17 protein-coding genes are annotated in these 24757 nt (G+C 40.9%); 7 read left to right on the top strand and 10 right to left on the bottom strand.

What is annotated here, in order from left to right; genetic code table 11:
- Position 1 precedes the first annotated feature (1 nt).
- From D0T60_RS10725 to D0T60_RS10710, 4 genes are all read right to left on the bottom strand, one after another.
- Positions 2–877 (bottom strand): putative zinc-binding metallopeptidase, encoded by an 876-nt coding sequence (locus D0T60_RS10725; protein WP_163218179.1) that lies wholly within the window; start codon positions 875–877, stop codon positions 2–4.
- A 27-nt stretch (positions 878–904) separates the two neighbouring features.
- Positions 905–2443 (bottom strand): RagB/SusD family nutrient uptake outer membrane protein, encoded by a 1539-nt coding sequence (locus tag D0T60_RS10720; protein ID WP_163218178.1) that lies wholly within the window; start codon positions 2441–2443, stop codon positions 905–907.
- A 21-nt stretch (positions 2444–2464) separates the two neighbouring features.
- Complete coding sequence (locus tag D0T60_RS10715; RefSeq protein ID WP_163218177.1) at positions 2465–5791, bottom strand: SusC/RagA family TonB-linked outer membrane protein; 3327 nt, start codon at positions 5789–5791, stop codon at positions 2465–2467.
- A 359-nt stretch (positions 5792–6150) separates the two neighbouring features.
- A complete protein-coding gene (locus D0T60_RS10710; protein ID WP_163218176.1) occupies positions 6151–7830 on the bottom strand; it encodes a SulP family inorganic anion transporter in 1680 nt (559 codons plus the stop codon).
- 251 nt (positions 7831–8081) lie between these two features.
- Here D0T60_RS10710 and rbr point away from each other — a divergent pair, with 251 nt between their 5' ends.
- A complete protein-coding gene (gene rbr, locus D0T60_RS10705) occupies positions 8082–8660 on the top strand; it encodes a rubrerythrin (RefSeq protein ID WP_163218175.1) in 579 nt (192 codons plus the stop codon).
- Between the two features lie 281 nt (positions 8661–8941).
- Here the strand turns inward: rbr and nadB are convergent, their stop codons facing one another.
- Complete coding sequence (nadB, locus tag D0T60_RS10700; protein WP_163218174.1) at positions 8942–10525, bottom strand: L-aspartate oxidase; 1584 nt, start codon at positions 10523–10525, stop codon at positions 8942–8944.
- 84 nt (positions 10526–10609) lie between these two features.
- On the opposite strand from nadB, the gene D0T60_RS10695 reads away from it, so the two are divergent.
- From D0T60_RS10695 to D0T60_RS10680, 4 genes are all read left to right on the top strand, one after another.
- A complete protein-coding gene (locus D0T60_RS10695; protein WP_163218173.1) occupies positions 10610–11011 on the top strand; it encodes a PH domain-containing protein in 402 nt (133 codons plus the stop codon).
- 261 nt (positions 11012–11272) lie between these two features.
- Positions 11273–12613, top strand: coding sequence for a dihydrolipoyl dehydrogenase (gene lpdA, locus D0T60_RS10690; protein WP_163218172.1), 1341 nt, complete (start codon positions 11273–11275; stop codon positions 12611–12613).
- Between the two features lie 163 nt (positions 12614–12776).
- Positions 12777–14186 (top strand): D-alanyl-D-alanine carboxypeptidase/D-alanyl-D-alanine-endopeptidase, encoded by a 1410-nt coding sequence (dacB, locus tag D0T60_RS10685; RefSeq protein ID WP_203558318.1) that lies wholly within the window; start codon positions 12777–12779, stop codon positions 14184–14186.
- A gap of 126 nt (positions 14187–14312) precedes the next feature.
- Positions 14313–16064 (top strand): hypothetical protein, encoded by a 1752-nt coding sequence (locus D0T60_RS10680; protein WP_163218171.1) that lies wholly within the window; start codon positions 14313–14315, stop codon positions 16062–16064.
- 78 nt (positions 16065–16142) lie between these two features.
- Here D0T60_RS10680 and D0T60_RS10675 read toward each other — a convergent pair whose 3' ends face one another.
- The 4 genes from D0T60_RS10675 to D0T60_RS10660 form a co-directional block, all read right to left on the bottom strand.
- Complete coding sequence (locus D0T60_RS10675; RefSeq protein ID WP_163218170.1) at positions 16143–17639, bottom strand: acetyl-CoA hydrolase/transferase family protein; 1497 nt, start codon at positions 17637–17639, stop codon at positions 16143–16145.
- A 33-nt stretch (positions 17640–17672) separates the two neighbouring features.
- Positions 17673–18011 carry a hypothetical protein gene (locus D0T60_RS10670; RefSeq protein WP_163218096.1) on the bottom strand — a complete coding sequence of 113 codons (339 nt, stop codon included), beginning with the start codon at positions 18009–18011 and terminating at the stop codon, positions 17673–17675.
- Positions 18012–18300: 289 nt separating this feature from the next.
- Complete coding sequence (locus D0T60_RS10665) at positions 18301–20376, bottom strand: BT4734/BF3469 family protein (protein WP_163218169.1); 2076 nt, start codon at positions 20374–20376, stop codon at positions 18301–18303.
- Complete coding sequence (locus D0T60_RS10660) at positions 20376–20771, bottom strand: HU family DNA-binding protein (RefSeq protein ID WP_163218168.1); 396 nt, start codon at positions 20769–20771, stop codon at positions 20376–20378. Before D0T60_RS10660 ends, D0T60_RS10665 begins: the two co-directional genes overlap by 1 nt.
- Positions 20772–21327: 556 nt before the next feature.
- Here D0T60_RS10660 and D0T60_RS10655 point away from each other — a divergent pair.
- Positions 21328–22887, top strand: a complete 1560-nt coding sequence (locus tag D0T60_RS10655; protein WP_163218167.1) for an ATP-binding protein — start codon at positions 21328–21330, stop codon at positions 22885–22887.
- A gap of 91 nt (positions 22888–22978) precedes the next feature.
- Positions 22979–24352, top strand: coding sequence for a tRNA (N6-isopentenyl adenosine(37)-C2)-methylthiotransferase MiaB (gene miaB / locus D0T60_RS10650; RefSeq protein WP_163218166.1), 1374 nt, complete (start codon positions 22979–22981; stop codon positions 24350–24352).
- A 57-nt stretch (positions 24353–24409) separates the two neighbouring features.
- Here miaB and D0T60_RS10645 read toward each other — a convergent pair whose 3' ends face one another.
- Positions 24410–24595, bottom strand: a complete 186-nt coding sequence (locus D0T60_RS10645; protein WP_163218165.1) for a PspC domain-containing protein — start codon at positions 24593–24595, stop codon at positions 24410–24412.
- Positions 24596–24757 lie beyond the last annotated feature (162 nt).

The raw sequence follows: 24757 nt of genomic DNA, 5'->3' as shown, positions 1-24757 counted from the left end.
ATTATAAGTTCTTTAAATCCAATTCGTAAATCTCTCCGGATCTTCTTTGAACGATGTTGCGCAATTCATCGAAATCAATGTCCCATGAATCTGCCAGGTATTTCTTAACGATATTGAATTTCTTGAGTATGATAGGTGCTCCTGTTTCTCCGGCAGTATCTAATATAGCATCCCATTCTGCCTGAGTACTGGTAAGATAAACAGCAAAGATCTCGGCAAAATCTTCATTATACTCTTTCATGGCATAATTGGATACAAATCCTAATTCGTGAGCTGTTTCATTTGTTTCCTGATACCAGTTCGAACTAATATAATCAGCTTCGGATATTCTCTGGAAATCAGGATCGTACTTCTTTTTCTGAGTTAATATATGGTTAAACTCATGGTGCATTGTTTTAAAGTAATACGTATTCAAGAAGTCGATGGAAACATTATCCACATCTAAATCATTCACCATGTATAAGGTTACTTTTAAGCCACCTTCGGCTGTGCCGAGAACCATTGTTTTGTTGGAGTTATAGGCAGCAGAACCAATAAGATGTATGATGCGTGGTATATAAGATCTGGTAAAGTGCACTCCTGCGGCTTCATCATATACTTCCAACCATAAGTATTTTACCAGTTTAGCTAAGGCTATGGATTTGTTATATTCGGCCGGAACTAATGTGTGAGTCTGCGAAGACTCTATATGTTCCATCCTATATTTAAAATTGATGTTATAAGGATAGGTAAAGTTCTCCAATAGCCATAAGTCGAATTCATTCCTGGCAGGAGGGTCTGTATCAAAGATACTGTTTTTGCCGGGTTCATCATCACTGCAAGATGTCCACAAGCTTGCGAAACAAATAAAAGTGAGTAGGTATATTATTTTATTCATAATTACTACGATTTAAATGAGTAAAGATTATCTGGGGTTATCGGGTAAACCCGCATCAGAGACGTCGGCAGGTAGCCGTAATACTTTACGTAAATCATCTTTCTGCATAGTATCCGTAACTACAATATTATTGCCGATTAAACGCCTGTGAATTTCTATTCCATAACGTTTAATATCAAACCATCTTAATCCTTCGTGCAGGGTTAACATACGTCTGACATGAAGAAGGCAGTAAATAAGGTTTTTCTGTTCTCCTTCTTCTACTGTGAAGTCGGGATTGATCTCCTTTTTAACCGTTGGTATAGTTGGCTCATAAAGGTCGATTCCGTTATAAAAGTCCTGTATGTCAGAACGACTGACAGCTTCTCCATCCGTAAAGGCAGTCATGAATATGTTCAAATCGCGAACGGCTTCATCGTATTGCTTCTTCATGATATAGGCTTCTGCTCTACATAATAATGTTTCATCTGTGCTGAATGCAACTTGTATATTATAGATATAGCCTGTTTGAGTTGCTGCATCTGTAACCTTGAAGTAGTAACCTATTTTCCGAACCATGAGTTTATTTACCTCGTCATTCCAAAATGTTCCATAATGGGCGTTGTCACTTCCCCACGGAGTAGTGGATTGAATGGTTTCGGAAGAGCTTATTAGCTGATTGTGAGTGTATTTAGCTCCTATTCCGGCAAAAGGTCCATTTACTGCTCCCCAAGAAGAGATTGCTGATACATTTAATAATACCGCCGGATCGTTTACATCAATATATGCATTCGGTTGGAGGTTTCCATTGGTAGATAAAGCACCGATTGCACTCCAGTTTCGTACGGCAGATGCGGCGGCATCTCCTTTACCCAATACTTTATTTGCGTATTCTATAACCTTGTCGTAGTTTCGGTAATATAAATAAAAGCGTGCAGCGAAAGCATGAGCAGCATCCTTATTAAAATGGTATTTTTTTACCGAATAACTGCCGTCGTCTATCAGAGAGATGCCCTCCAGTAAGTCCTTTTCTATCTTTTTATATACTTCTGCTACTGTTCCTCTGTTATAGGTAGGCTTTACAGTAGTCTCCGGTTTGGTAACATAAGGAATTCCCATGTCCGATTCACTGGTAGAACAGTAATGCTTACTGAATATATTAACCAATAGAAAATGCGCATAAGCACGACATACCAAGGCTTCTCCCTTTTGAGGATTTAATTCTTTGCCATTGCCCAGTTTTTCTATAGCCTCCAATGCTACATTGGCTGTAGCAATAGCTAAATAGCATTTCTCCCAATAATCGGTTGGACTGTCTGAGTACACATCGGTTATTTTCCCCCACTCATAAAGTTCTCTTTGCAGAACGTCATAACTTCGGTTACCATCCGTTTCGTCTGTATTGTCGGACATTATTTCGCCCATATACATGTACGAACTTTCCGGGTATGCTGTAATTAGTAATCGTTTTACTTTCTCTTGCGAGTCAATCTCTGTTCTGTCGTCCGGTACTTCATCTAAGAAGTCGTTGCATGATGTAACTCCAAAGAAAAGTATTCCTGATAGTATGTATATAATCTTTTTCATATTAAATCATCATTTTTAGAGTTAAAAACCTAATCTTAAAGTCATCGTAAACTGCTTGGGTACAGGGGCAGAAACTCCTCCCGAACGGAAGAATTCCGGATCTTGTCCATTCAGTTTTGAGTCTGAATATATCAGGAATAGATTGGTAGCCTGTAATTTTACGGATGCACTTTCTACATATTTCGATATGATTCTCTTGGGAAGATCATAAGTAAGAGAAATTTCCTTCATTCTGATAAAGTCTCCGTCTGCAATACGTACATCAGTGTAGTTATAAGCATTATACAATTTCGTTAAATTGGAGTTAGCGCTTAATTGCGGTTTGCTTATTATAACCGGTACATTTGTTTTGGATTCGTCTCCGGACATCATCCAACGATTCTTAAACTCTTTCGGCATGGACGATAAATCATTGTATTTGCTTTTGAATACAGGGTCGAGGCGTATCTTGTTGCCAAAGGCATAAGTTACAAAAACATTCAATCGTAGGTTTTTATACCTGAATACATTTCCTAAACCGCCATTAACCGTTGGAGTAGTAGGACCTTCGTATTTCAGGAAGCTCAAATTCTCTCTTTCCTGAAAATTAATATCCTCGGCTGTAATCGGATCTCCTTTTTCGTCTACGATAATGGGCATACCATCTTCGGTTAATCCGCCAAACCGGAAAGAGAATAATCCTCTTTGCGGATATCCTTCCATAGCAAATCCGCTACCTGTTATTAAATCTATGGCTCGTGTTCTTGTTTGCAGGTCTGTAACTTTGGTTTTGGAGTAAGAGAATGTAAGGTCTGTACTCCAGGAGAAACTCTTTTCGATGATATTTTTAGTCGAAAGCGTAAACTCAACTCCCTGAGATTTCATATCTGCTATGTTTGCAAATTTATTGATATTTCCTCCCGAACCTTGTGTGTTTATGAGCCCAATTAAATCATGATTGTTTCGGGTGTACCAATCGAATACAAGATTAATTCTGTTTTTAAGAAAGCCAAGTTCTGCTCCAATGTTAAACTCATGCTTCTTTTCGTAGGTTAGTTCACTGTTCTCTAACTCTTCAATGGCAAGCGCGTTTTCCGTTAAATCCGCATTGGGCCTGTTGGTTTTGGTGCTTTTAATAATGATCTCAGAATTAGTTACATTGCCCGGAGGGTTATCGCCGGTCAAGCTGTAAGATGCTTTAAGGGTTAAATGAGATAATACAGTGTTCATTGATTTAAAGAACTTTTCCTCGTGTACATTCCATAACCCGGAGATATTCCATGTAGGTAACCAACGGGCACTTTTAGACTTTCCAAGTCGGTTGGTGCCTTCGTAACGAACTGTGCCCGATAGCGTGTACTTTCCTTGATACGAATAAGTAGGATTTGCATAGAAAGCAGCACTGCGATTACGTTGTGTGGTTATGGAGTAATAACTATCGTTGTACTCTACTCCTTTTTTGAAGAATTCATAAATATAGAATGGAGTTACTCCCATTTCATATTCCACTCCCCAGCCATTGAAGAATGTTTGATCGCGGTCGACAGAGTTTACCTCCATCCCTCCATTGAAGTTAGTAATGTGATGCGTATTAATCACCTTGTTCCACGCAATACTGGCACGGAAATCATAACCTAACATTTTATTGTCGCGGCGTTGATATATTCCACCTTGTGGTAAAACAGATATAGGCAATGCATAAGGATTGTCCGGATCTGTATATAACAACGGATTTTTGTCTCTGATGTTTGGATCGTCCATAGCACGATAAGCCATTGCCTGATTAGATCCGTCTTTAATCCGATGTTCCTGAGAAGAAGCATTATACTTCAATGCACCAAGTACCGATACCTTTAGGGCCGGAATGATGTCCCAACTTAATTCTCCTTGGAATTTCAGGTTGGTTATATTTAACTCCATGTTATTCTGATCTAACTCGTTTTGAATATTGAATGGAGCATAATTACTTGTATAATAAGTATTGGGATCCAGCGCACGCGATGAATTTAATGCATAGCTATAAGGATTGATATCGAAATCGCGTTTAACTGTACCATTTACTGCGTCTACATCCTGGCTGAGAGTTCCCGGAGCCTTTTGTTTACGATAGGATGCATTCATTAATAAATTGGCCGTCAGGTTTTCGCGAATGCGATAAGAGGTGTTTATGTTTCCTGTAAAGCGGTTTGTTTTACTTTGCTTATACCAACCCGGATCAATCATTGCACTAAGCGAAGCATAAACAGATGCTTTCTCCGTACCCGTGGATATACTTACAGAGTGGTTATGCATTATATTGGTATTGAATAATTCATCAAACCAATTGGTGTTTCTCATTTCGGCCTGGCGTAAGTATAAGTTCTGAATTTCATCAAGATTAACTATACCAAACATGCCTGATGATGCATTATAAGAATTTGTAAGTTCGTACAATTTTCCGTAAACTCCGCTTTCTGAACTTCGTGCGGTTTCTGCAAAGTTAAGCCATCCTTTATTCCGAAGTTCCTGATAAATACCCATCTGTTCTTGTGAATTGAGGATATTAAAGTTTTGGTAGCTCGGCTTTAAACGCATGGAGTATTCTCCGGTATAGCTAATGCGGCTGATGCCTGGTCGTCCTTTTTTGGTAGTGATAACAATTACCCCGGCCATGGCACGAGCACCGTATATGGATGTAGCCGAACCGTCTTTTAATATTTGGAAATCCTCAATATCGTCGGCATTTAGTCCTGCTATGGTAGAGCTTATTAATGTGATAGCATCTCCGGATGATAATTCGTCGGCATTTATTTCAACGATATCTTCCATAATTACTCCATCAACTACCCACAGTGGCTTGGAACTTCCATAAATGGAGGTAGCACCACGCACCAGGATTTTAGGAGCTGTACCAAAAGTTCCGGATACATTCTGTACGGAAACACCTGCGGAACGCCCTTCTAAAGCGCGACTGATATCGGCCACACCATCTAATTTGATATCTTGTGCTTTTAGCTGGTCGGTGGCTCCTGTAAATAAGCGTTTGTCTACTTTGGTTAGACCTGTCACTACTACTTCATCCAATACTTCAGAGTCGGCCTTCAATACAATTTTTATAAATCCCGGCTTAATAGTTGCTTCCATAGTCTTCATTCCTACAAACGAAACCTGCAATGTTTTAGCAGAATTAGGAATATTAGAAATTGAAAACTTACCATTCATATCGGTTATGGTACCTATTGATGTACCTGTAACTAATATTGATGCGCCTATTACAGGCTCATTGTCTTCTTCGGAAATAACAATACCATTGACGGATATTGTTTGGGCAATTATTAACCCCAAACTTCCTAAAAAGCAGAATAATAATAGCACTAACTGTCTCTTCATAAATGTTTGCTTGTTTATAGAAAAAAGAACCCTGAATCGTTGTGATTAATTCACAGAAAGAAACGATAATTGAATGGTTTTTCACAAAGATAACATCAACCAACCAATTTTACCCAATCTTCATTGAACAAATTTCCCCTCTGTGGCATATTTTTGATTGCTTTAGCAAGATTTTTGCCACGGCCGTAACAGGGTTTTGCCACGGCCGCAACAAGATTTTTCCGCGGCCGCAACAAGATATAGCTACGGCCGTAACAAAACTTTGCTGCGGCCGTGGCAAAACCTGGCATAAGAAGCATCATATATGTGCTACACTCATGCGGCGAATGATTTTTAATGATATATACTTAATCTTATTGTCAGTCTATCAGCTCTTTAGCTCTCTCTAAAGCTACATTGATATTGGGACATATATTTTCTTTTCCCAGTAAATCATAGAACCCGGCTTTTTCTAATACCTGATGTACTTTAGGGTTTACTCCGGATAGCACAATGGTGATCTTTTCTTTTTTAGAAGTTTTACATAAGTTCGTCAAATTATGAATACCGGTAGAGTCGATAAAGGGAACCTTTCTCATACGAATGATGCGAACTTTAGACCGACCTCTGATCATAATCATTTGTTCTTCGAATTTGTTGGCTATACCAAAGAAATAGGGGCCGTTAATTTCGTAGACTTCTACACCTTCGGGTATTGCGAGATGCTCATCATTAATAGCCATATCTATCTCTGTGCTTGGGTCTATTTCATCTTTGATAACAGAGATCTCGGTCGTTTCTGCCACACGACGCATAAATAATAAGCAAGCAATAATCAGCCCTACTTCGATAGCGATAGTCAGGTCGAAGATTACAGTAAGAAAGAAGGTGATTAATAATACGGCAATATCCGATTTTGGGTTCTTCATTAGTGCCTTGAACGTGCGCCATTCGCTCATATTATAGGAAACGATGACTAATACCCCGGCCAAACAAGCCATGGGGATGTATTGTGCCAAAGGCATAAGGAATAATAGAATGAGCAATAGAACGATAGCATGTATGATACCTGCTACGGGGGTTTTACCACCATTATTAATGTTAGTCATGGTACGGGCAATGGCACCTGTAGCAGGAATACCTCCGAATAAGGGAGTAATGATGTTGGCCGCTCCCTGTGCTATTAATTCAGTATTTGAATCGTGTTTATCACCAATCATTCCATCGGCTACCGTAGCAGATAGAAGCGATTCGATGGCTCCTAATACGGCAATGGTTATGGCAGCCGGAATAAGGTTGTTGATTACCCCCCAGCTCATTTCCGGAATCTCTGCTGCCGGAAGTTCAGACTGTATGCTGAACCGATCGCCAATAGTAGGAATAGAAGTTATTCCGGCAAATTCTTTGAGTAAATAAACGGCTATCGTAACAAATATAATAGCTATGAGTGATCCGGGAATTTTCTTCGTTAGCTTTGGAGAGAGTGCAATAATAAGAATACTAATTATGCTGACTCCCGTATTCCACCAATTGATAGTATCAAGATGCTTAAAGTATATGATCCATTTTCCAATGAAATCGCCGGGCACTTTTTCTGCTCCGAAGTTAAGACCAAATATGTCTGCGATTTGTGTTGTAAAAATGGTTACGGCTATCCCACTGGTAAATCCTACAATAATAGGATAGGGAATAAACTTAATGATAGCGCCAAGCTTGAATACTCCAAGTAACACAAGCAATACTCCTGCCAGAATAGTGGCAACAATCAGCCCGGATTCACCGTATTGCTGAATGATTCCGTATACAATAACAATGAAGGCTCCTGTAGGTCCTCCGATTTGTACTTTACTCCCTCCTAAAAAGGAGATAATGAATCCGGCAATAATGGCTGTGATGATTCCTTTTTCAGGTGATACTCCCGATGCAATACCAAATGCAATGGCCAGTGGAAGTGCTACAATGCCGACGATAATGCCGGCCATAAGATCGGCCGTGAATGTCTCTTTAGAGTAATTCTTAAGTGTAGAGATCAATTTGGGCCTAAAGGCGAACGCTTTCATTTTGTTTATTCATTTATAAATCTAACATGTTGTTAAAAGAGGTTGCAAAAGTACATAAAAAAGGGCTTCGTTATCCTATAAACTGTTTAATTTTGTTTTTTGTTTTCGCTTCTCCTTATTTAGACGGAAAATAAATTAGCGAATAATGAAGAATTAAATGGTAATCCGCTGATCAATCTGTATATTTGTGTTGTTCTATATTTAGAATCAGAACAAACGAAACGTTTTACTTATTTATTTTAATGAAGATTATGACTAAAAGTATTAAAGGAACTCGTACAGAGAAAAACTTGCTTTGTACATTTGCTGGTGAATCACAAGCAAGAATGCGTTATACTTACTTTGCAAGTGTGGCTAAGAAAGAAGGTTACGAACAAATAGCTGCTATTTTCACCGAAACTGCCGATCAGGAAAAGGAACATGCCAAACGTATGTTTAAGTTCCTCGAAGGAGGCATGGTTGAATTTACAGGCACTTTCCCCGCAGGCGTTATTGGTACTACTGCCGAAAACCTGAAAGCTGCTGCTTCCGGCGAGCATGAAGAATGGGCTATCGACTATCCTAAATTTGCTGATATTGCAGAGGAGGAAGGTTTCCCTGCTGTTGCTGCTATGTATCGCCATATTGTTGTGGCCGAAAAAGCACACGAAGAAAGATATCTTGCTTTACTAAAAAATATAGAAGAAGGCAAAGTATTTGCTAAAGATGAGGAAACTGTTTGGCAATGCCGTAACTGCGGTTATGTGCATGTAGGCGAGGAAGCTCCTAAGGTTTGTCCTGCATGTGTGCATCCACAAGCTCATTTTGAGGTGAAGAAGAATAATTGGTAAGTTGTTGACCGGAATATAACAAATAAGGCATTACTTCATTACGAGATAATGCCTTATATTTTTTAAAGTAGGTGTTCATAATTAGTTTATATCATTGCCCCCTCCGCCCTTTGGGCACCTCCCCCTTGCAGGGGAGGAATTCCTGCGGCATCGACTCCTCCCCTGCAAGGGGGAGGTGCCCAAAGGGCGGAGGGGGTATCATGCAACTAATTGGCTATAAATAAAACAGCCCGCTTCCATGTATAAAGAAAGCAGGCTATTTGTTTGAAGGTATATAAAGGTTATAGGGTATCTTTTGTTTTCGGATGCGGATAATCAATGGTGTAATGCAATCCGCGGCTTTCTTTTCGTTCAATGGCCTGACGCATAATCAGATAACCCACATTCACCATGTTACGTAGTTCGCAAATTTCTTTCGAAGCAAAACTGCGTTTAAATAAGCTTTCTGTTTCTTCATAAATAATGTCTAATCGCTTCCAGGCACGTTCCAAACGAAGGTTAGAGCGTACAATACCTACATAGCTGCTCATAATTTGGGTAACTTCTTTGGAACTTTGGGTAATGAGTACCATCTCTTCGTTAGAGCGGGTACCTTCGTCATCCCATTCGGGAATTTCTTCGTTGAAAGCGTATTCGTTAATAACGCTGAGGCTGTGTTTGGCAGCGGCATCGGCATATACTACGGCTTCGATCAATGAATTGGAAGCTAAACGGTTTCCTCCGTGCAGACCCGTGCAGGAACATTCGCCAATGGCATACAAACGTTCAATAGACGACTGTGCATTCAAGTCCACTTTAATACCACCACAAAGATAATGGGCAGCGGGTGCCACAGGAATATAGTCTTTTGTAATATCAATGCCTAAGCTGAGGCATTTTTCGTAAATATTGGGGAAATGCTTTTTGGTTTCCTCCGGATCTTTGTGAGTAACATCCAAATAAACATGTTCATCTCCTGTGTTCTTCATTTCATTGTCGATGGCGCGGGCTACGATGTCTCTGGGTGCTAACGATAAACGGGGATCGTATTTATGCATAAATTCTTTTCCGTCCATCGTGCGTAATACCCCACCATAACCACGCATAGCTTCGGTGATAAGGAAAGAAGGGCGATCTCCCGGATTGTATAAAGCCGTGGGGTGGAACTGTACAAACTCCATGTCTTTTACGGTTCCTTTGGCGCGATAGACCATTGCAATGCCATCTCCGGTAGCCACTAAAGGATTGGTGGTGGTTTGGTAAACGGCACCTACACCGCCGGTAGCCATTAGGGTAACTTTGGCCAGGTATGTTTCTACTTTTCCCGTTTGCGGGTCGAGTATATAGGCTCCATAGCACTTAATATCCGGAGTTTGCCGGGTAACGGTTACTCCTAAATGGTGCTGAGTAAGTATTTCAACCGCAAAACGGTTCTCAAATACTTCGATATTTTTGTGCCTCTTTACGGCTTTAATCAAACTGTCTTGTATTTCGGCTCCGGTGTTGTCTTTATGATGAAGAATACGGAATTCGGAATGTCCTCCTTCGCGATGCAGGTCGAATTCTCCTTTCTCGTTCTTATCAAAGTCCACCCCCCAGCTTATTAATTCTTCAATTTGTCCGGGGGCTTCGCGAACTACCTTTTCCACAGCTTCGCGCTCGCTGAGCCAATCGCCCGCTATCATGGTATCTTCAATATGTTTCTCGAAATTGTCAACCAGATTATTGGTTACAGAGGCTATTCCCCCTTGGGCAAAATACGTGTTTGCCTCTTCTAATGATGTTTTGCAGATGAGTGCCACAGTGCCTTTACCGGCTACTTTCAGGGCGAAGCTCATACCGGCTATGCCGGATCCGATTACTAAGAAATCGAACTTTCTGACCATAGTTTATATTATTTCTTGCCGCAAAGCTACGAAATAAGTTTTTTAAGTGCTACCTTTCCAGTCAATTTATGATACAATATTTTTATGAACCATATCTTTCATACACGAATTGTCTGGCATCAATACCTTTTTCTTGTAGTGGTGGGGCTGCTTGCTTTCCATTTGCTATGGATAAGAGCCATTCTGCTTGCCGCGGTTTGCATGCTCTTACTGGTTGTTTTTATAGAACGATTTATACATACTACCTATACTGTGACTACAGAAGGAATGTTGATTCTTTATATGGGTAGATTCTCCAAATCGAAAAACATTGCTATAAAAGATATTGTTTCAGTAGAGAAACGATATCTTTTGAAGATCGGTAGCTTTTACCTGACTTCTTACTTACTGATTCATTATAGTAAAGATAAATATGTATCTGTGCTCCCTGTGAAAGAAAGGGAGTTTATAGATACTGTTGAGAAAGAACAAAAGAAATGTAACTAAATATGAGTTTTATATAGAAAAAGGCCAACGGCCTTAGAGCTTATAGCGTAGGGCATCGCCCTATGGACTGTAAATCATATTTTGTGAGGAACGAGGCTGTAAGCCTCGAAGCCTCTTTAAAATATTATAGCTCTGAGGCTTATAGCCTCATGGTTTATCCTTAAACATCTTTTCGTAGGGCGATGCCCTACGCTGGAGGCTTTAAGGCCGTTGGCCTTTTTCTTTGTCGAACTCATATAATTTAAACATAAAAATGATCTTATGAAGTATGATGTAGCCATTATCGGAGGAGGCCCCGCAGGATATACTGCTGCCGAAGCTGCCGGAAAAGCCGGATTGAGTACCGTGATTTTCGAGAAACAAAACCTGGGTGGAGTCTGTTTAAACGAAGGATGTATACCCACCAAAACATTGCTCTATTCGGCTAAGATATATGATAGTGCAAGAAATGCCTCCAAGTATGCAGTAAGTGCGAGCGAGGTATCTTTTGATCTACCTAAAATCATTGCTCGTAAGTCGAAAGTAGTACGTAAACTTGTATTGGGAGTTAAATCGAAGTTGACAGCTAACAATGTGACGATTGTTTCGGGAGAAGCTTTCATTATAGATAAGAATACCATTCGTTGTGGCGAAGAAACATATACTTGTAAGAACCTGATTATTTGTACCGGTTCCGAAACAACCATTCCTCCCATTGAAGGAGTTGACAAAGTGCCTTATTGGACACATCGCGAAGCATTGGATAACAAAGAACTCCCTTCTTCCTTAGTAATAGTAGGTGGGGGAGTTATCGGGATGGAATTTGCCTCCTTCTTCAACAGCTTGGGAGTAGAAGTAACAGTGGTAGAAATGTTGGATGAAATACTTGGCGGTATGGATAAAGAATTGTCTGCCCTGCTTCGTGCCGAATACAGCAAACGAGGCGTAACATTCTTACTGAATGCCCAAGTGGTTTCCTTCTCGGGAGACGAAGAAGTTCGTGTGAATTACAAGAATGCTGAAGGAGAAGGAGAGTTGAAAGCTGCTAAGTTACTGTTAAGTGTAGGGCGCCGACCTGTTACCAAAGGTTTTGGATTGGAGAACCTGAATCTGCAACTTACCGAAAAAGGACGGGTGAAAGTAGACGAATACATGCAAACATCTGTATCAGGAGTCTATGTATGTGGTGATTTGACAGGATTCTCTCTACTTGCACACACAGCAGTAAGCGAGGCAGAAGTAGCCGTTCACAACATACTGGGCAAAGAAGACCGGATGAGCTATCGTGCCATTCCCGGAGTAGTATACAGTAACCCGGAATTGGCCGGGGTGGGAGAGACGGAAGAGTCGTTGCAAGCTAAAGGCATATCCTATATTGTTAAGAAGTTACCCATGGCATATTCCGGTAGGTTTGTAGCCGAGAATGAAGGGGTAAACGGAGTTTGTAAGATATTGCTGGGAGAGGATGAAACCGTATTGGGTGTTCATGTACTCGGAAATCCGGCATCGGAAATTATAACCCTGGCAGGCATAGCCATTGAAATGAACTTGAAAGCAGCAGCGTGGAAAAAGATGGTTTATCCGCACCCTACTGTAGGAGAAATATTTAAAGAGACATTATAAAATTTATTTCTTTAAATAGATTTATATTGTTGTATGTTTATTTATTGAACCGCAGAGTTACGCAGATTAACGCGGAGTATAGAATTACGATGCCGCCGGAAAGTTAAAAAACTCTGCGTTAATCTGCGTAACTCTGCGGTTCAATATTCTATAAAATAAAATTATGTACCTGAAAACCTGTTTCATTCACTTATTTCTTCTATTTGGTGTGCTGCCCTCTGCTTGGGGGCAACGTTCTTTAACCGAACGCCTTGACTCATTAATTAACGCCAAACTGCCGAAAGGATCGGATGTGGGTGTATCTGTATATGACCTGACAGGAAAAGCGGAGCTGTATTCGTATCGGGCAGATAAACTTTCTCGTCCCGCTTCCAATATGAAATTGCTGACGGCTATTACAGCTTTGGCGCGTTTAAATTATAACGAACCCTTTCGTACGGAAGTATGGTATAAAGGAACTGTGAAACAAGATACATTAGCCGGTGATTTATATGTGGTAGGAGGCTTCGATCCTGAATTTGGCAATGAAGCCATGGACTCTCTGGTTAGCCGTGTGAGGGCTTTCCCCTTTTCGGTTATCGAAGGAAATATATATGGTGATATCTCCATGAAAGATTCCCTGTATTGGGGTAGCGGATGGGCATGGGATGACACCCCTTCTTCTTTTCAACCTTACATGACGCCACTGATGTTTCATAAAGGAATGGTGACCGTTACAGCTCTACCCGGAGAGAAGGGAGATACGGCTGTTATTCTCTGCGAACCGGAATCTTCTTTTTATACATTAGTCAATAAAACCAAGTCTAAGTCGTATGATGCCGGTAAGTTCGCTGTATCCAGAAACTGGTTGGAAGGAAAGGATGATATAATTGTTAGCGGAAATGTTCAGAATAGAAATACAGGGGAAGTAAACGTAAGTTCTTCGCAAAACTTTTTTATGCATGTGTTTACCGAACGCTTACGCAAGCAAGGAGTTGAAATACCCGGCACATACACATACGCGGAGTTTGCCGAAGATACCCTTTCCGCCTGTATAACCCATTGGGATACTTCCTTACAACAAGTTGTTAGGAAAGTGCTGAAGGATAGTGATAATCTGGGAGCCGAAGCGCTCTTATGCAGATTGGCCGTTCATGCTACCGGGAAAAAGAAAGTGTCTTGGGAAGAAGGATTATCAGTGGTTAAAAACCAGATTAAGCGAGTGGGACACGAGCCGGATGGCTATAGAATTGCCGATGGCTCGGGGCTGTCTAACTATAATTGCATATCGCCACAGTTATTGGTAGATTTCCTGAAGTATGCATATTCTAATACAGCCTTATTCCAAAGACTTTATAAAGCTTTGCCCATTTCCGGGATAGACGGTACACTTCAATATCGGATGAGAGGTTCAAAAGCATACAAGAAAGTACATGCAAAAACAGGTACGGTAACAGGTATTTCTTCTTTGGCGGGTTACCTGAAAACTTCCAATGGGCATGATATTGCTTTCGCCATAATGAACCAAAATCAGATGAAAGCAAAAGATGCGCGTACTTTGCAAGATTTGATCTGTGAAATGCTGTGTGAATAATGTTTTTATCCAAATATTCTATCAATATTCAGCTTTTTTATGTTTTTTCTGCTCGTATTTTTATTCTAAAGAAAAATAATGTATATATTTGTTCTCACAAGCATTTATTTAAAAAAAACTTTAGCAATGGACAGACGCAAGACTACTATTTTCATGATAGTAACAGTTCTACTATTATGTGCAGTTCCTCAGGCAAATGCGCAAAAGAGAGGACGAGTGGAGACAGTTCTGAAAAATCTATGTGACAACAAACAGAAGCAGTTTCAAAAGAAAAGAGGAAAATTGGACGAGAAAACATCTCTGGCTTTTGCCACGGAACTTGTTCTTATTGATGCATTAGATAATATCTGGAATAAAGGAGATATTTCGAGTATCCCCGTTTATTACGAATATTATGTGAAGAATACGCACACTACCTTCCACATGATGTGCCGGGAAACTAAAACATCTATGGATGATATCCGGAATAAAACGGATGAAATAATCCTTGGCTTTCTGCAAGATTCGAAACAGCCATTAACTTTTAGTCGCGAACTTATTAATAATGTACGCAGAGCAAATTATCCGCTGAAAACAGAAGATATGCAACTCTTTTTGGATACCCGCGAAACGAAGTTGCGCGAATCCATGGAAAAAGATCCTCAAATTAATACTTGCAAGCTTTACTTTGCCGAGTTTCCCGATGGAAAGTATGAACGTGAAATGAAAGTGATGCATAATGCTATTTTGTATAAAACGGTTCAGGAATTGCCTACAGAAGAGAATTTTGAAAACTACTTTGCCGAGGCTTCTTTGAATGACTATTTTGGCTCTTTGGATGATCGTATGTATTCGGAAGATGCCCGCCGCCTTTATGCTGAGTATCTCTTTAAATTCATCAGTGAGAGCAAAGACCCTTCGGTGGCAAGAAAGTTCATAGATAAGTATAATACAACTCCTTATTTAAGATCGCAGGATAAAAGAAACCCCGACAGCTTAGAGTATATTACAAACCGGGTTGACTTTGATATTCTTGCGTCGGTAGTAAAAGCGCCTTCCGATTTGATTCTTATTGCAGATTATCTGAAAACACACCGGTATAAAGAGTTTCGTGAAAAAGCCAGTGGGCTTCGCGCTTCTTTTGAAAGGGAATTGTTGTGGACTGCTCCTACTTATAAGAAGACTTACACCAACAATAGACTAACGAGGTTGGAGGAGATGGACTTGAACAAAACAACCACAAGTACTTACAAGTACAACTCGTATGGCAAAGTTATTTCTTCTACTTCTAAGGTTAAAGAAATGGGTAAAACGAATAACTATTATACAACTTACTACTATGACTCTCGCGGACGTTGTGCCGTGGAACGACAAATAGATACTAAAACCTCTAAAATGGTGTATAGACGTTCCAGAGTTTTTGGCCCTGAAGGAGAAATATATGTAGACTCTACTGCGTATGCTACCGGTCGCCTTATTTTAAGGAAGTACGATAAAGTAGGTAATCTGACTACCGAATTCGAATTTAATAAATTGGGAGAAAAGGTGAGCATGCAGTTTAATAAGTATAATGATAAAGGTGTTTTGGTTGAATCGGAACGGCAGTTTGCTGTATCTAAAGATAAGATTCTGGCAGCTACTGTGGTTTCTCAGATTGATGAGTATGAATATGATAAATATGGTTATCTAACAAAAATTACTTCTAAGAAAACGCTGGGAAGTTCGGATAAGATAACCACTGTTGCTACTTTCCAATATGATGAGTATGGTAATGAGGTAGATGATAAATCATATTATAAGTATGATCATACAGGACGTTGGATACAGAAGACAGATAAAACAAACTCTATGAATATGGAGCGTATTCAAATAACTTATAATCAGTATATGATTAGATAAGGATCTATAATAGAACGAGAAACAAAAAGAGCAGGAATCCGGATTCCTGCTCTTTTTGTATGTTAATGGGTTAAGTCTTTATTTCGTGTACTCGGCCCAATCTGTCAACTTCATATCTCCTTTGTCTAAAAGTGCGGCATGCATACCTAATGCAGCTTTCATGCAATGAGGAGTTTGTCCTTTGGATGCAATTTTCAGGTAATCCCAAAGTAGTTGTTTGTAATCCGGGTGAGCACAGTTCTCGATGATTGCTTTTGCTCTTTCCAATGGGCTTTTTCCGCGAAGATCGGCAATACCTTGTTCGGTGATGATTACATTTACAGAATGCTCGCTGTGGTCGTGGTGAGAAACCATAGGAACAATCGAGCTGATCTTTCCTCCTTTGGCCACCGATGGGCAAGAGAATATGGAAATATAAGCATTGCGGGTAAAGTCTCCCGATCCGCCCAGTCCATTCATCATCTTGGTGCCTGCAATATGGGTAGAGTTAATGTTTCCGTAGATATCGGCTTCGATGGCTGTATTCATAGAGATGATACCTAAGCGGCGAATAACTTCCGGATTGTTTGAAATCTCAGATTGGCGAAGCACTAACTTGTCGCCAAAGAAATTCATATCTCTGTAAATCTCGTCCAAACATTCATTGGTTACCGAAAGAGAGCAGGTGCTACCAAACTTGATGCGGCCTTCTTTCATCAGGTCGATAACCGAATCTTGAATAACTTCTGTGTACATTTCGAAGTTAGGGATGGTTTTATCGCGTCCTAAAGCTCCTAATACGGCATTGGCAATGTTTCCTACTCCCGATTGTAAAGGAAGGAAGGATGGCGGGATGATTCCGCGTTTCATGTCGGCCACTAAGAAGTTGGCCACGTTTATACCAATTTGATCTGTGATAGGATCGGGAGCAGTAAAGCCGCGTGCTTCGTCGGGGATGTTAACCTCAACAATACCAATAATCTTTTTAGGGTCTACCTGTACATACGTAGTTCCTATACGATCGGATGGTTTGTATATGGGAATTTCGCGACGATAAGGAGGGTCGAGTGGCTGATAAACATCATGTAAGCCGGCAATGTTCTTGTTGTGGGCACTGTTTAGCTCTATGATAATCTTATCTGCTTTTTCGCATACTGTTGGCGAAATACCACCGGCAGCAGTCAGAAATATTTTCCCGTCGGGTGTAATATCGCAGGCTTCTATAATAGCCACATCTACTTTGCCAAGGAAGCCGAAGCGTATCTCTTGGGCCATTTGCGAGAGGTGGATATCATTGTATGCAATATCTCCACAGTTTACTGCATTTCGAAAATCGGTATTGGTGGTGTAAGGGGCTCTGTATCTGATAGCTTTTGCGCGGGTTAATACTCCGTCGCAGGAATCTCCGGTGGAAGCACCACTTAAAACACTAATCTGAAAAGGGTTTCCTTTTGCATGTTCTGCTTCTGCGATTTTAGCAATTTCGGGAGCTACTGCCTTCGGAGAGCCGGCAGGCGTAAATCCACTGATGCCAACCGTATAGCCATGCTTAACAAAGCTTGCAGCCTCGGCTGCACTTAAAATGGTAAATGACATAATGCTTAGTATATTTTCGTATTAGAATAGACCTTAATATTTTCTGTTGAGTATTTCCGACCAAATAACGGCACGTCGTACTTCTTCGGTGGAGTGAATGTTAAACTCACTTTCTGTGGTTTGCTCCTGTTGAATGGAGGAGGAATTGTATTTTTCTGCCTTTAATGTGATGGCCGAATCGGGCTTCTTTTTAGTTGTTTTTTTTGAAGATGCAGGCGCATCTATCGCAAGGAAAGGAGGTGGAGTTTCGAATGAATCACTTTGCGAGGATCTGTCTTCGTAATCGTGTCCCCCAGCACTGGTTTTAATAAAAGAAGTGCTTATTTTGTATATTGCATAAATAACTAAACCTATAATGATTAGAATATTCATAATATTATTTTTGTTTGACAGCCAAAGATAGAGATTTAATCTGATAGAAACCAACTATTTAAGATGAAAAAAGGGCAGCTTCACAGCTCCCCTTAATTTTTTTAACCTAAACCTTAACTATGAAAAAATCTAATGTTTCTTTCACTGCACAAATATGTGAAATATAATTAAACGAGCAAAATGGTAGCAAATAAATGTTTAAAGGATTAACAAACATTAATATTTTATGCCATGTAATGTTCTGAATGTCTTGTGTGTTGTTCCGAGATCCCGATATTTTTCTCTGTTTTCATATTTCTACTACTTGATATACCATTCCATGTCTGCTTTTACGGCTGTTCAGGCTCTTTCTCAGAATTCTGCCTAATCGCATAGAAACGGAGCGACTGCACTCAAATGTGGGGCGGCGTTGGTGTACGCGTTCCAGTATTTCGGTACAGGTTAATTCCTCGAATGCCTCTCCTGCGTGTGGCGAGCGGAAGTATAGAAAAATTGTTTCTTCTTCGGGTAGCATTTGATGAAAGCCCAGGTTGCTCTTCGTAATGTATGCCTCTTCTTCGTGTGTAAACCAATACCGCTCTTTGTTGCGTACGGCATGCAGGGCTTGTGCGTATAACTGCGTGTAGTCGATGGGTTGTGTATAATCAATAACACCTTCAACTTCGATACAGATAAAGCGTCGGCTTCCGGTAGGGTCGGTCAGTAAATCGAAATTATTACTTGTGGCAATAAAGGTGGCATAGCGCCTTAGTTGCTCTGTTGAACTGCCGTGCGGCCGGCGGGTTTGCACAATCGCTTTTTGCAGAATGTGTTTCAGGAAGCCTTGATAAGAAGGACCGATGGAGTCGAACTCGTCCATATTAATCAGCGCAAACCTGTTGAGAGCTAATTGCACATCGCGGCGGTTGCTGAAGTCTATGCTATCAGTGTAATAGTCGCGCAGTTCGGGTGGAAGTATATTCAGGCAAAAGGTTGATTTCCCGCATCCCTGATTCCCTACAAGTAGTGGCAATGTGCTATTGGCGTGTTCGCGATCCAGTTGCAACCAATGTGCTACCATAGACAGGAACCAGGTGTAGAACAAATCCGGCCAGCGCTTGTTAGAGCATTTCACTCGTTGGGCCAATGGTCGGATACGGTCTTTCCCGTCCCACTTAGGAAGCCCGAACAGGTATTCCTCAATAGGGTCGTACACCGGAATGCGGTCGGATTCTACATAGCGCCGCACGTCGGCATCCCATGCGTTGACTCCTTCGGACGTGATATTCAGTGTCATGCCATTGATAACCTGTTTGGTGAGCGGATGGAAGTCGAATTTGTACGATTTCAATTCCCGGTATTCCACCACACCTTTAACGGTGTTTCGGCGTAATTGGTAGCGGCGATGCATAAATTCTTCCAACTGAGCCACCAGCGTCATGGTTGACGTAATGCATGGTTTGCCGCCAAACTTCTGACTCATAGTGTAGGCGTTGCGGAAGCAAGTGCGCACCAGTAAGTCGTATTTTTGCAAGTTGCGGCGTACCAATGTAAGCCGAACGGCTTCCTCTTCGGGTACTCCGGAGTGATAGCAATTTTCGGCAAGCCGAATCAGAAACGGGTGTAGGTCTTCCTCTGTATCTACTTTTTCGAGCGATGATAAAGCATTCCACAAGCTGGTTTCGAAAAGGGTGTCGATAATCCAGTATCGTTCGTAGCCGGGCAAAAGGCGTAGCAGCGGATCGCAGATCTCTTGCAAATGCTCGGAGAAGGTTGGCTCGGCAGGCATACGTACGGGTTGCTCGATGCGAATAGGCACAGCCTGAGGGTTGTAAAACAGGGTAGGGTCGTACGTCATTCTACAACACTGGTTGGGAGTTGGCTTCTTTAGTTCTATTTCTCTTTTTAGTTGGGGTTGATACCATTTCACGGCATCGCGATAGGCATGCGCATGAAACATTTCAACTAATTCGTGGTTCTGGGGAAGCGTGCCGTCGGGTAGGGTAAAGGGTATGAATATTTTCGTGCTTCTACCACTCGATCCCACAAAGGCCAGTAGCGTTTGTGGTAGTGTTGATGCCAGGTCGCGTACTTTGATAGCCTCCTTCATATCGGCCAGTTTATTTACTTCGAGCATCACTACGCCGTTGTAGACGGCCATCTCCTGTCGGCTGCCTATTCTGCGAAATACTCCACCAAAAGCCATGAGTGGTACTTTCTGAATGAATTCGTTTTTGGCTTCATGCATGGCATAGTGTAGCTTTTCGCGCATTACCGATACTGGTTTGGTTTTAATCTCTGTTCGCATAGCAGCCAGTGCTGCTTCAATATCCATTGTGCGTTGTGTCTGTGTTTTACCGTCGTTGCGGTATTGGGTTATTTTCATTATTTCTTCTTTGCTCGTTCACAGAATTTATATTTTATTCTCTCTAAAATGCTTCTCAGGGCGTTGTCTGCTTTAAAGCAAATGCGTTGTGCTTTCACTTTAGCGGGTGTAACTTCCTGGGGTGTCTCGAAGCCGGGGCTGCTGGCCGAAACAGAGAACAGCCCAATGCCTTTCAGGTAGACAGTGTTTCCTGTACTCAGATGTTCTTGCATTACCTCGCTTAACGCTCTGATTGCGGCCAGTACATCAGGACTACTCAGTGAACAGCGCACACAGATTTCTTGTGCTAACTGGTCGGCATCAACCTGTCCCGAAGTTACCGGAACAGCATAATAAAGCTTTCTCTCTTCTTTTTTACTCTTGTCGATCTTGGATCGAACCACATACGATTGCATACCTTATTTGTTTAATTTATTAATCTTATTTCTTTGCTTTTCCTCCACCCGGGTGGAGGGGGCTTCCACATCCGGGTGGAGAGAGTCTCTCCATCCGGGTGGAGAACCTTGCTGCACCCGGATGTGGCGAATGTGAAGCTGATTACAAATATACAAAAACAAATTGAATTTTTCAAGAGAAGAAATAGGTAATAAGAGGTTTTTATCTTTGAATTATGTCATTTTAAAATCAAAAAAATAATTCTATTTTGGTGTGACACTTGTGACACTTTTGTGATGCTTTTTTGAAAAGTGTCACGCTCTTTTATGGGTTGATAGTCAGTGGGTTATGGGGTGCGTGTGACACTTGTGACACTTTTTTGTCGATAAATTCGTTCTGAACGGTTTGTTTTTTACTGTTTTGCGATCAGGGTGTCTACTCAATAATCTGCTACTTTCAAGAGAATAGGCAGGAAAATACATTTTTATACGCTTGTGTGGAAAATGAAATTTATCATGTATATTTGCAGATAACTTGTTATTATAGACCTGAATATTGAAATAAAAATATCAAACCATGAGTACAGTTCGCAATCTCCCCATTGGAATACAAACTTTTGAAGACATCCGTAATGGAAATTATATGTATGTCGATAAAACTGATTTGGTTTGGCAAGTAGCCAATACCGGGAAAGCTTATTTTCTGAGTCGTCCGCGTCGGTTTGGCAAAAGCTTACTCATCAGCACATTAGAGTCTTACTTCCTTGGCCGAAAAGACCTATTCGAAGGGTTGGCACTGGCCGATTTAGAAACAGAGTGGAAACAATATCCCGTACTGCATCTGGATCTTAATGCAGAGAAGTTTGATAGTGCAGAACGATTGATAGGGTTGATAAATGCTTTCCTGACACAATGGGAAGAACTTTATGGAAGTAAGGAGAATGAAACAACACTCGCTACTCGTTTTGCCGGTATCATCCGTAGGGCCAGTGAACAAACAGGTATGCAGGTCGTTGTTCTGATTGATGAATATGATAAACCCTTGTTGCAAAACCTGCTTAACGAACCTTTGCTGGAAGAATATAGAAACATTCTGAAAGGCTTTTATGGTGTACTGAAAAGTGCCGACCGTTACTTACGTTTCGTATTTCTGACTGGTGTTACAAAGTTCTCTCATGTAAGCATATTCAGTGACCTTAATCAACTAAGCGATATTAGTATGGTACCTGCTTATGCCACCATTTGCGGCATAACAGAGGAGGAATTGGTAAAGGTATTTACGCCTGAGTTGAAAAAGGTAAGCGAGTTTAATGGTTATACCTTCGAAGAGACTGTTGAGAAAATGGCTGCTCAATACGATGGTTATCACTTTCGCGAAAATACGCCCGGCCTATTTAACCCCTTCAGTGTGTTAAGTGCGTTGAAATACCTGGTATTGGATAACTTCTGGTTCCAAACCGGAACCCCAACTTTTTTAGTTGATTTACTGAGAGAAAGCGATTACGATTTACGTATACTAATTGATGGTGTCGAAACCAGTCCACAAGCTTTTACTGAATATAGAGTTGAAGCTAATAATCCTATACCTGTACTTTATCAGAGCGGATATCTTACTATTAAAAGCTATGACAGAGAGTTTGGAATGTACACGCTATGTTTCCCAAACGAAGAAGTGAAATATGCTTTCCTCCAATTTCTTGTACCTTTCTATACACAGGTCAATACAAACGAACAGGCATTCCACATCAGCCATTTTGTGCGTGAACTTCGTAGTGGTGATGTTCCCTCTTTTCTGAAACGTCTGAAAGCCTTTTTTGCTGATATTCCCTATGAACTGAATGATGAAACCGAACGTCATTACCAGGTTATCTTCTATTTGGTATTTAAACTGATGGGACAGTTTGTACAAGCCGAAGTACATTCGGCAACGGGTCGGGCAGATGCTGTGGTATATACCAAAGATCAGATTTATGTTTTTGAGTTCAAGCTCAATGGCACAGCCGAGGAAGCATTACAACAGATAGATGATAAAGGCTATCTTATTCCTTATATTGCCGACGAGCGGAAACTGGTAAAAGTTGGTGTGGAGTTTGAAAAGGATGAAAGGAATATTGGGAAATATCTGATTGGTATTTAGCCTCTACATAGAAGTCTATTTTATATGCTTGTGTGAAAAATGAAATTTATCATGTACATTTGTATTGTAAATCATAACACAGTATTTAAAAATGGAAAAAACAACGGGAGCAGACTTTAAATCTGCAACTGCGAATAACGACAAGAAGTTATTCATTGAGACGTACGGATGCCAGATGAATGTAGCTGATAGTGAAGTGATTGCTTCGGTTATGCAAATGGCGGGTTATTCAACAGTCGACTCATTAGATGAGGCCGACGCAGTGTTTCTGAACACTTGCTCCATTCGTGATAATGCCGAGCAAAAGATTTTAAATCGTTTGGAATTTTTTCATTCGTTACGGAAAAAGAAACGAAATCTTATTGTGGGAGTGTTGGGCTGTATGGCCGAGAGGGTGAAAGATGATTTGATCGAAAATCATCATGTAGACTTAGTGGTAGGCCCGGATGCTTATTTAAGCTTGCCCGATTTGGTAGCCTCTGTGGAGGCGGGAGAGAAAGCGATTAATGTGGAGCTATCTACCACGGAAACTTATCGCGATGTAATTCCTTCTCGTATTTGTGGCAATCATATTTCGGGGTTTGTGTCGATTATGCGCGGATGCAATAACTTTTGCACCTATTGCATTGTACCCTATACCCGGGGTAGAGAAAGAAGCAGGGATGTAGAAAGCATACTGAATGAAGTACGAGATTTGGAATCGAAAGGCTATAAAGAAGTAACCTTGCTGGGGCAGAATGTAAATTCGTACTGTTTTGAATCCGAAGAAAAACGTATCACTTTCCATATACTTTTGCGTATGGTGGCCGAGGCTGTGCCTGGTATGCGGGTACGTTTTACTACTTCTCATCCTAAAGATATGAGCGACGAAACATTACAGGTTATCGCAGAAGTACCAAATGTTTGCAAACACATACATTTACCGGTGCAAAGCGGAAGCTCTAAGGTACTCAAAGCGATGAACCGAAAATATACACGGGAGTGGTATTTAGATAGGGTAGCTGCCATCAGGCGGATTATTCCGGATTGCGGGCTGAGTACCGACATCTTTACAGGCTTTCACGGCGAAACGGAAGAAGATCACCAAGAATCTCTTTCTTTAATGGAAGCCTCTGCATTCGATGCTGCTTTTATGTTTAAATACTCCGAGCGTCCCGGTACTTATGCTTCGAAGCATTTGCCGGATAATATCTCCGAAGAGGTAAAAATCAGTCGCTTAAATGAAATCATTGCTTTGCAGAACCGCCTATCGGCCGAAGGCAATAACCGCTGCATTGGAAAAGAATACGAAGTACTTGTGGAAGGAGTCTCCAAAAGATCCAAAGATCAGTTGTTTGGACGGACGGAGCAAAACAGAGTGGTAGTGTTCGATAGAGGTTCGCATAAAATAGGCGATTATGTAAGGGTAAATATTACCGAGGCCAGCTCAGCGACGCTGAAAGGAACGTTATTAGTTGAGAGTTGAGAGTTGAGAGTGGAGAGTTACGATGCCGCATGGTAACTCTCCACTCTTAACTCTCCACTATCTCGACGGCATTAATATCCAAAGAATAATATAAATAATTACTCCGGCAAAAGCGGTGAAGATTGTCAGCAGTGCATAAATCAGCCGGGTTATGGTATAATCAAACCCGAAATACTCGGCCAATCCTCCACATACTCCGGCAATTACTTTATCTCTTGACTTTACCAGTTTTCTATTGCTCATTCGTTTGTATCATTTAATTGTTTATCAAACAAAATTAGAGATATTTTCTTAGCTTCTTTGGCTTATATTATTAAAAGACCTTAAAGGAAGTATTCGACATCGCATTTTATTTGTTTCTTTGCACCATATTTGGGTATAATGCGTCATGACGTACCGTATTGA

It is taken from the genome of Bacteroides sp. 224 (assembly GCF_010500995.1).
Lineage (GTDB): Bacteria > Bacteroidota > Bacteroidia > Bacteroidales > Bacteroidaceae > Bacteroides.
The sequence above is the reverse complement of the archived record's forward strand: the minus strand, read 5'-3'. Positions and strand labels throughout refer to the sequence as shown.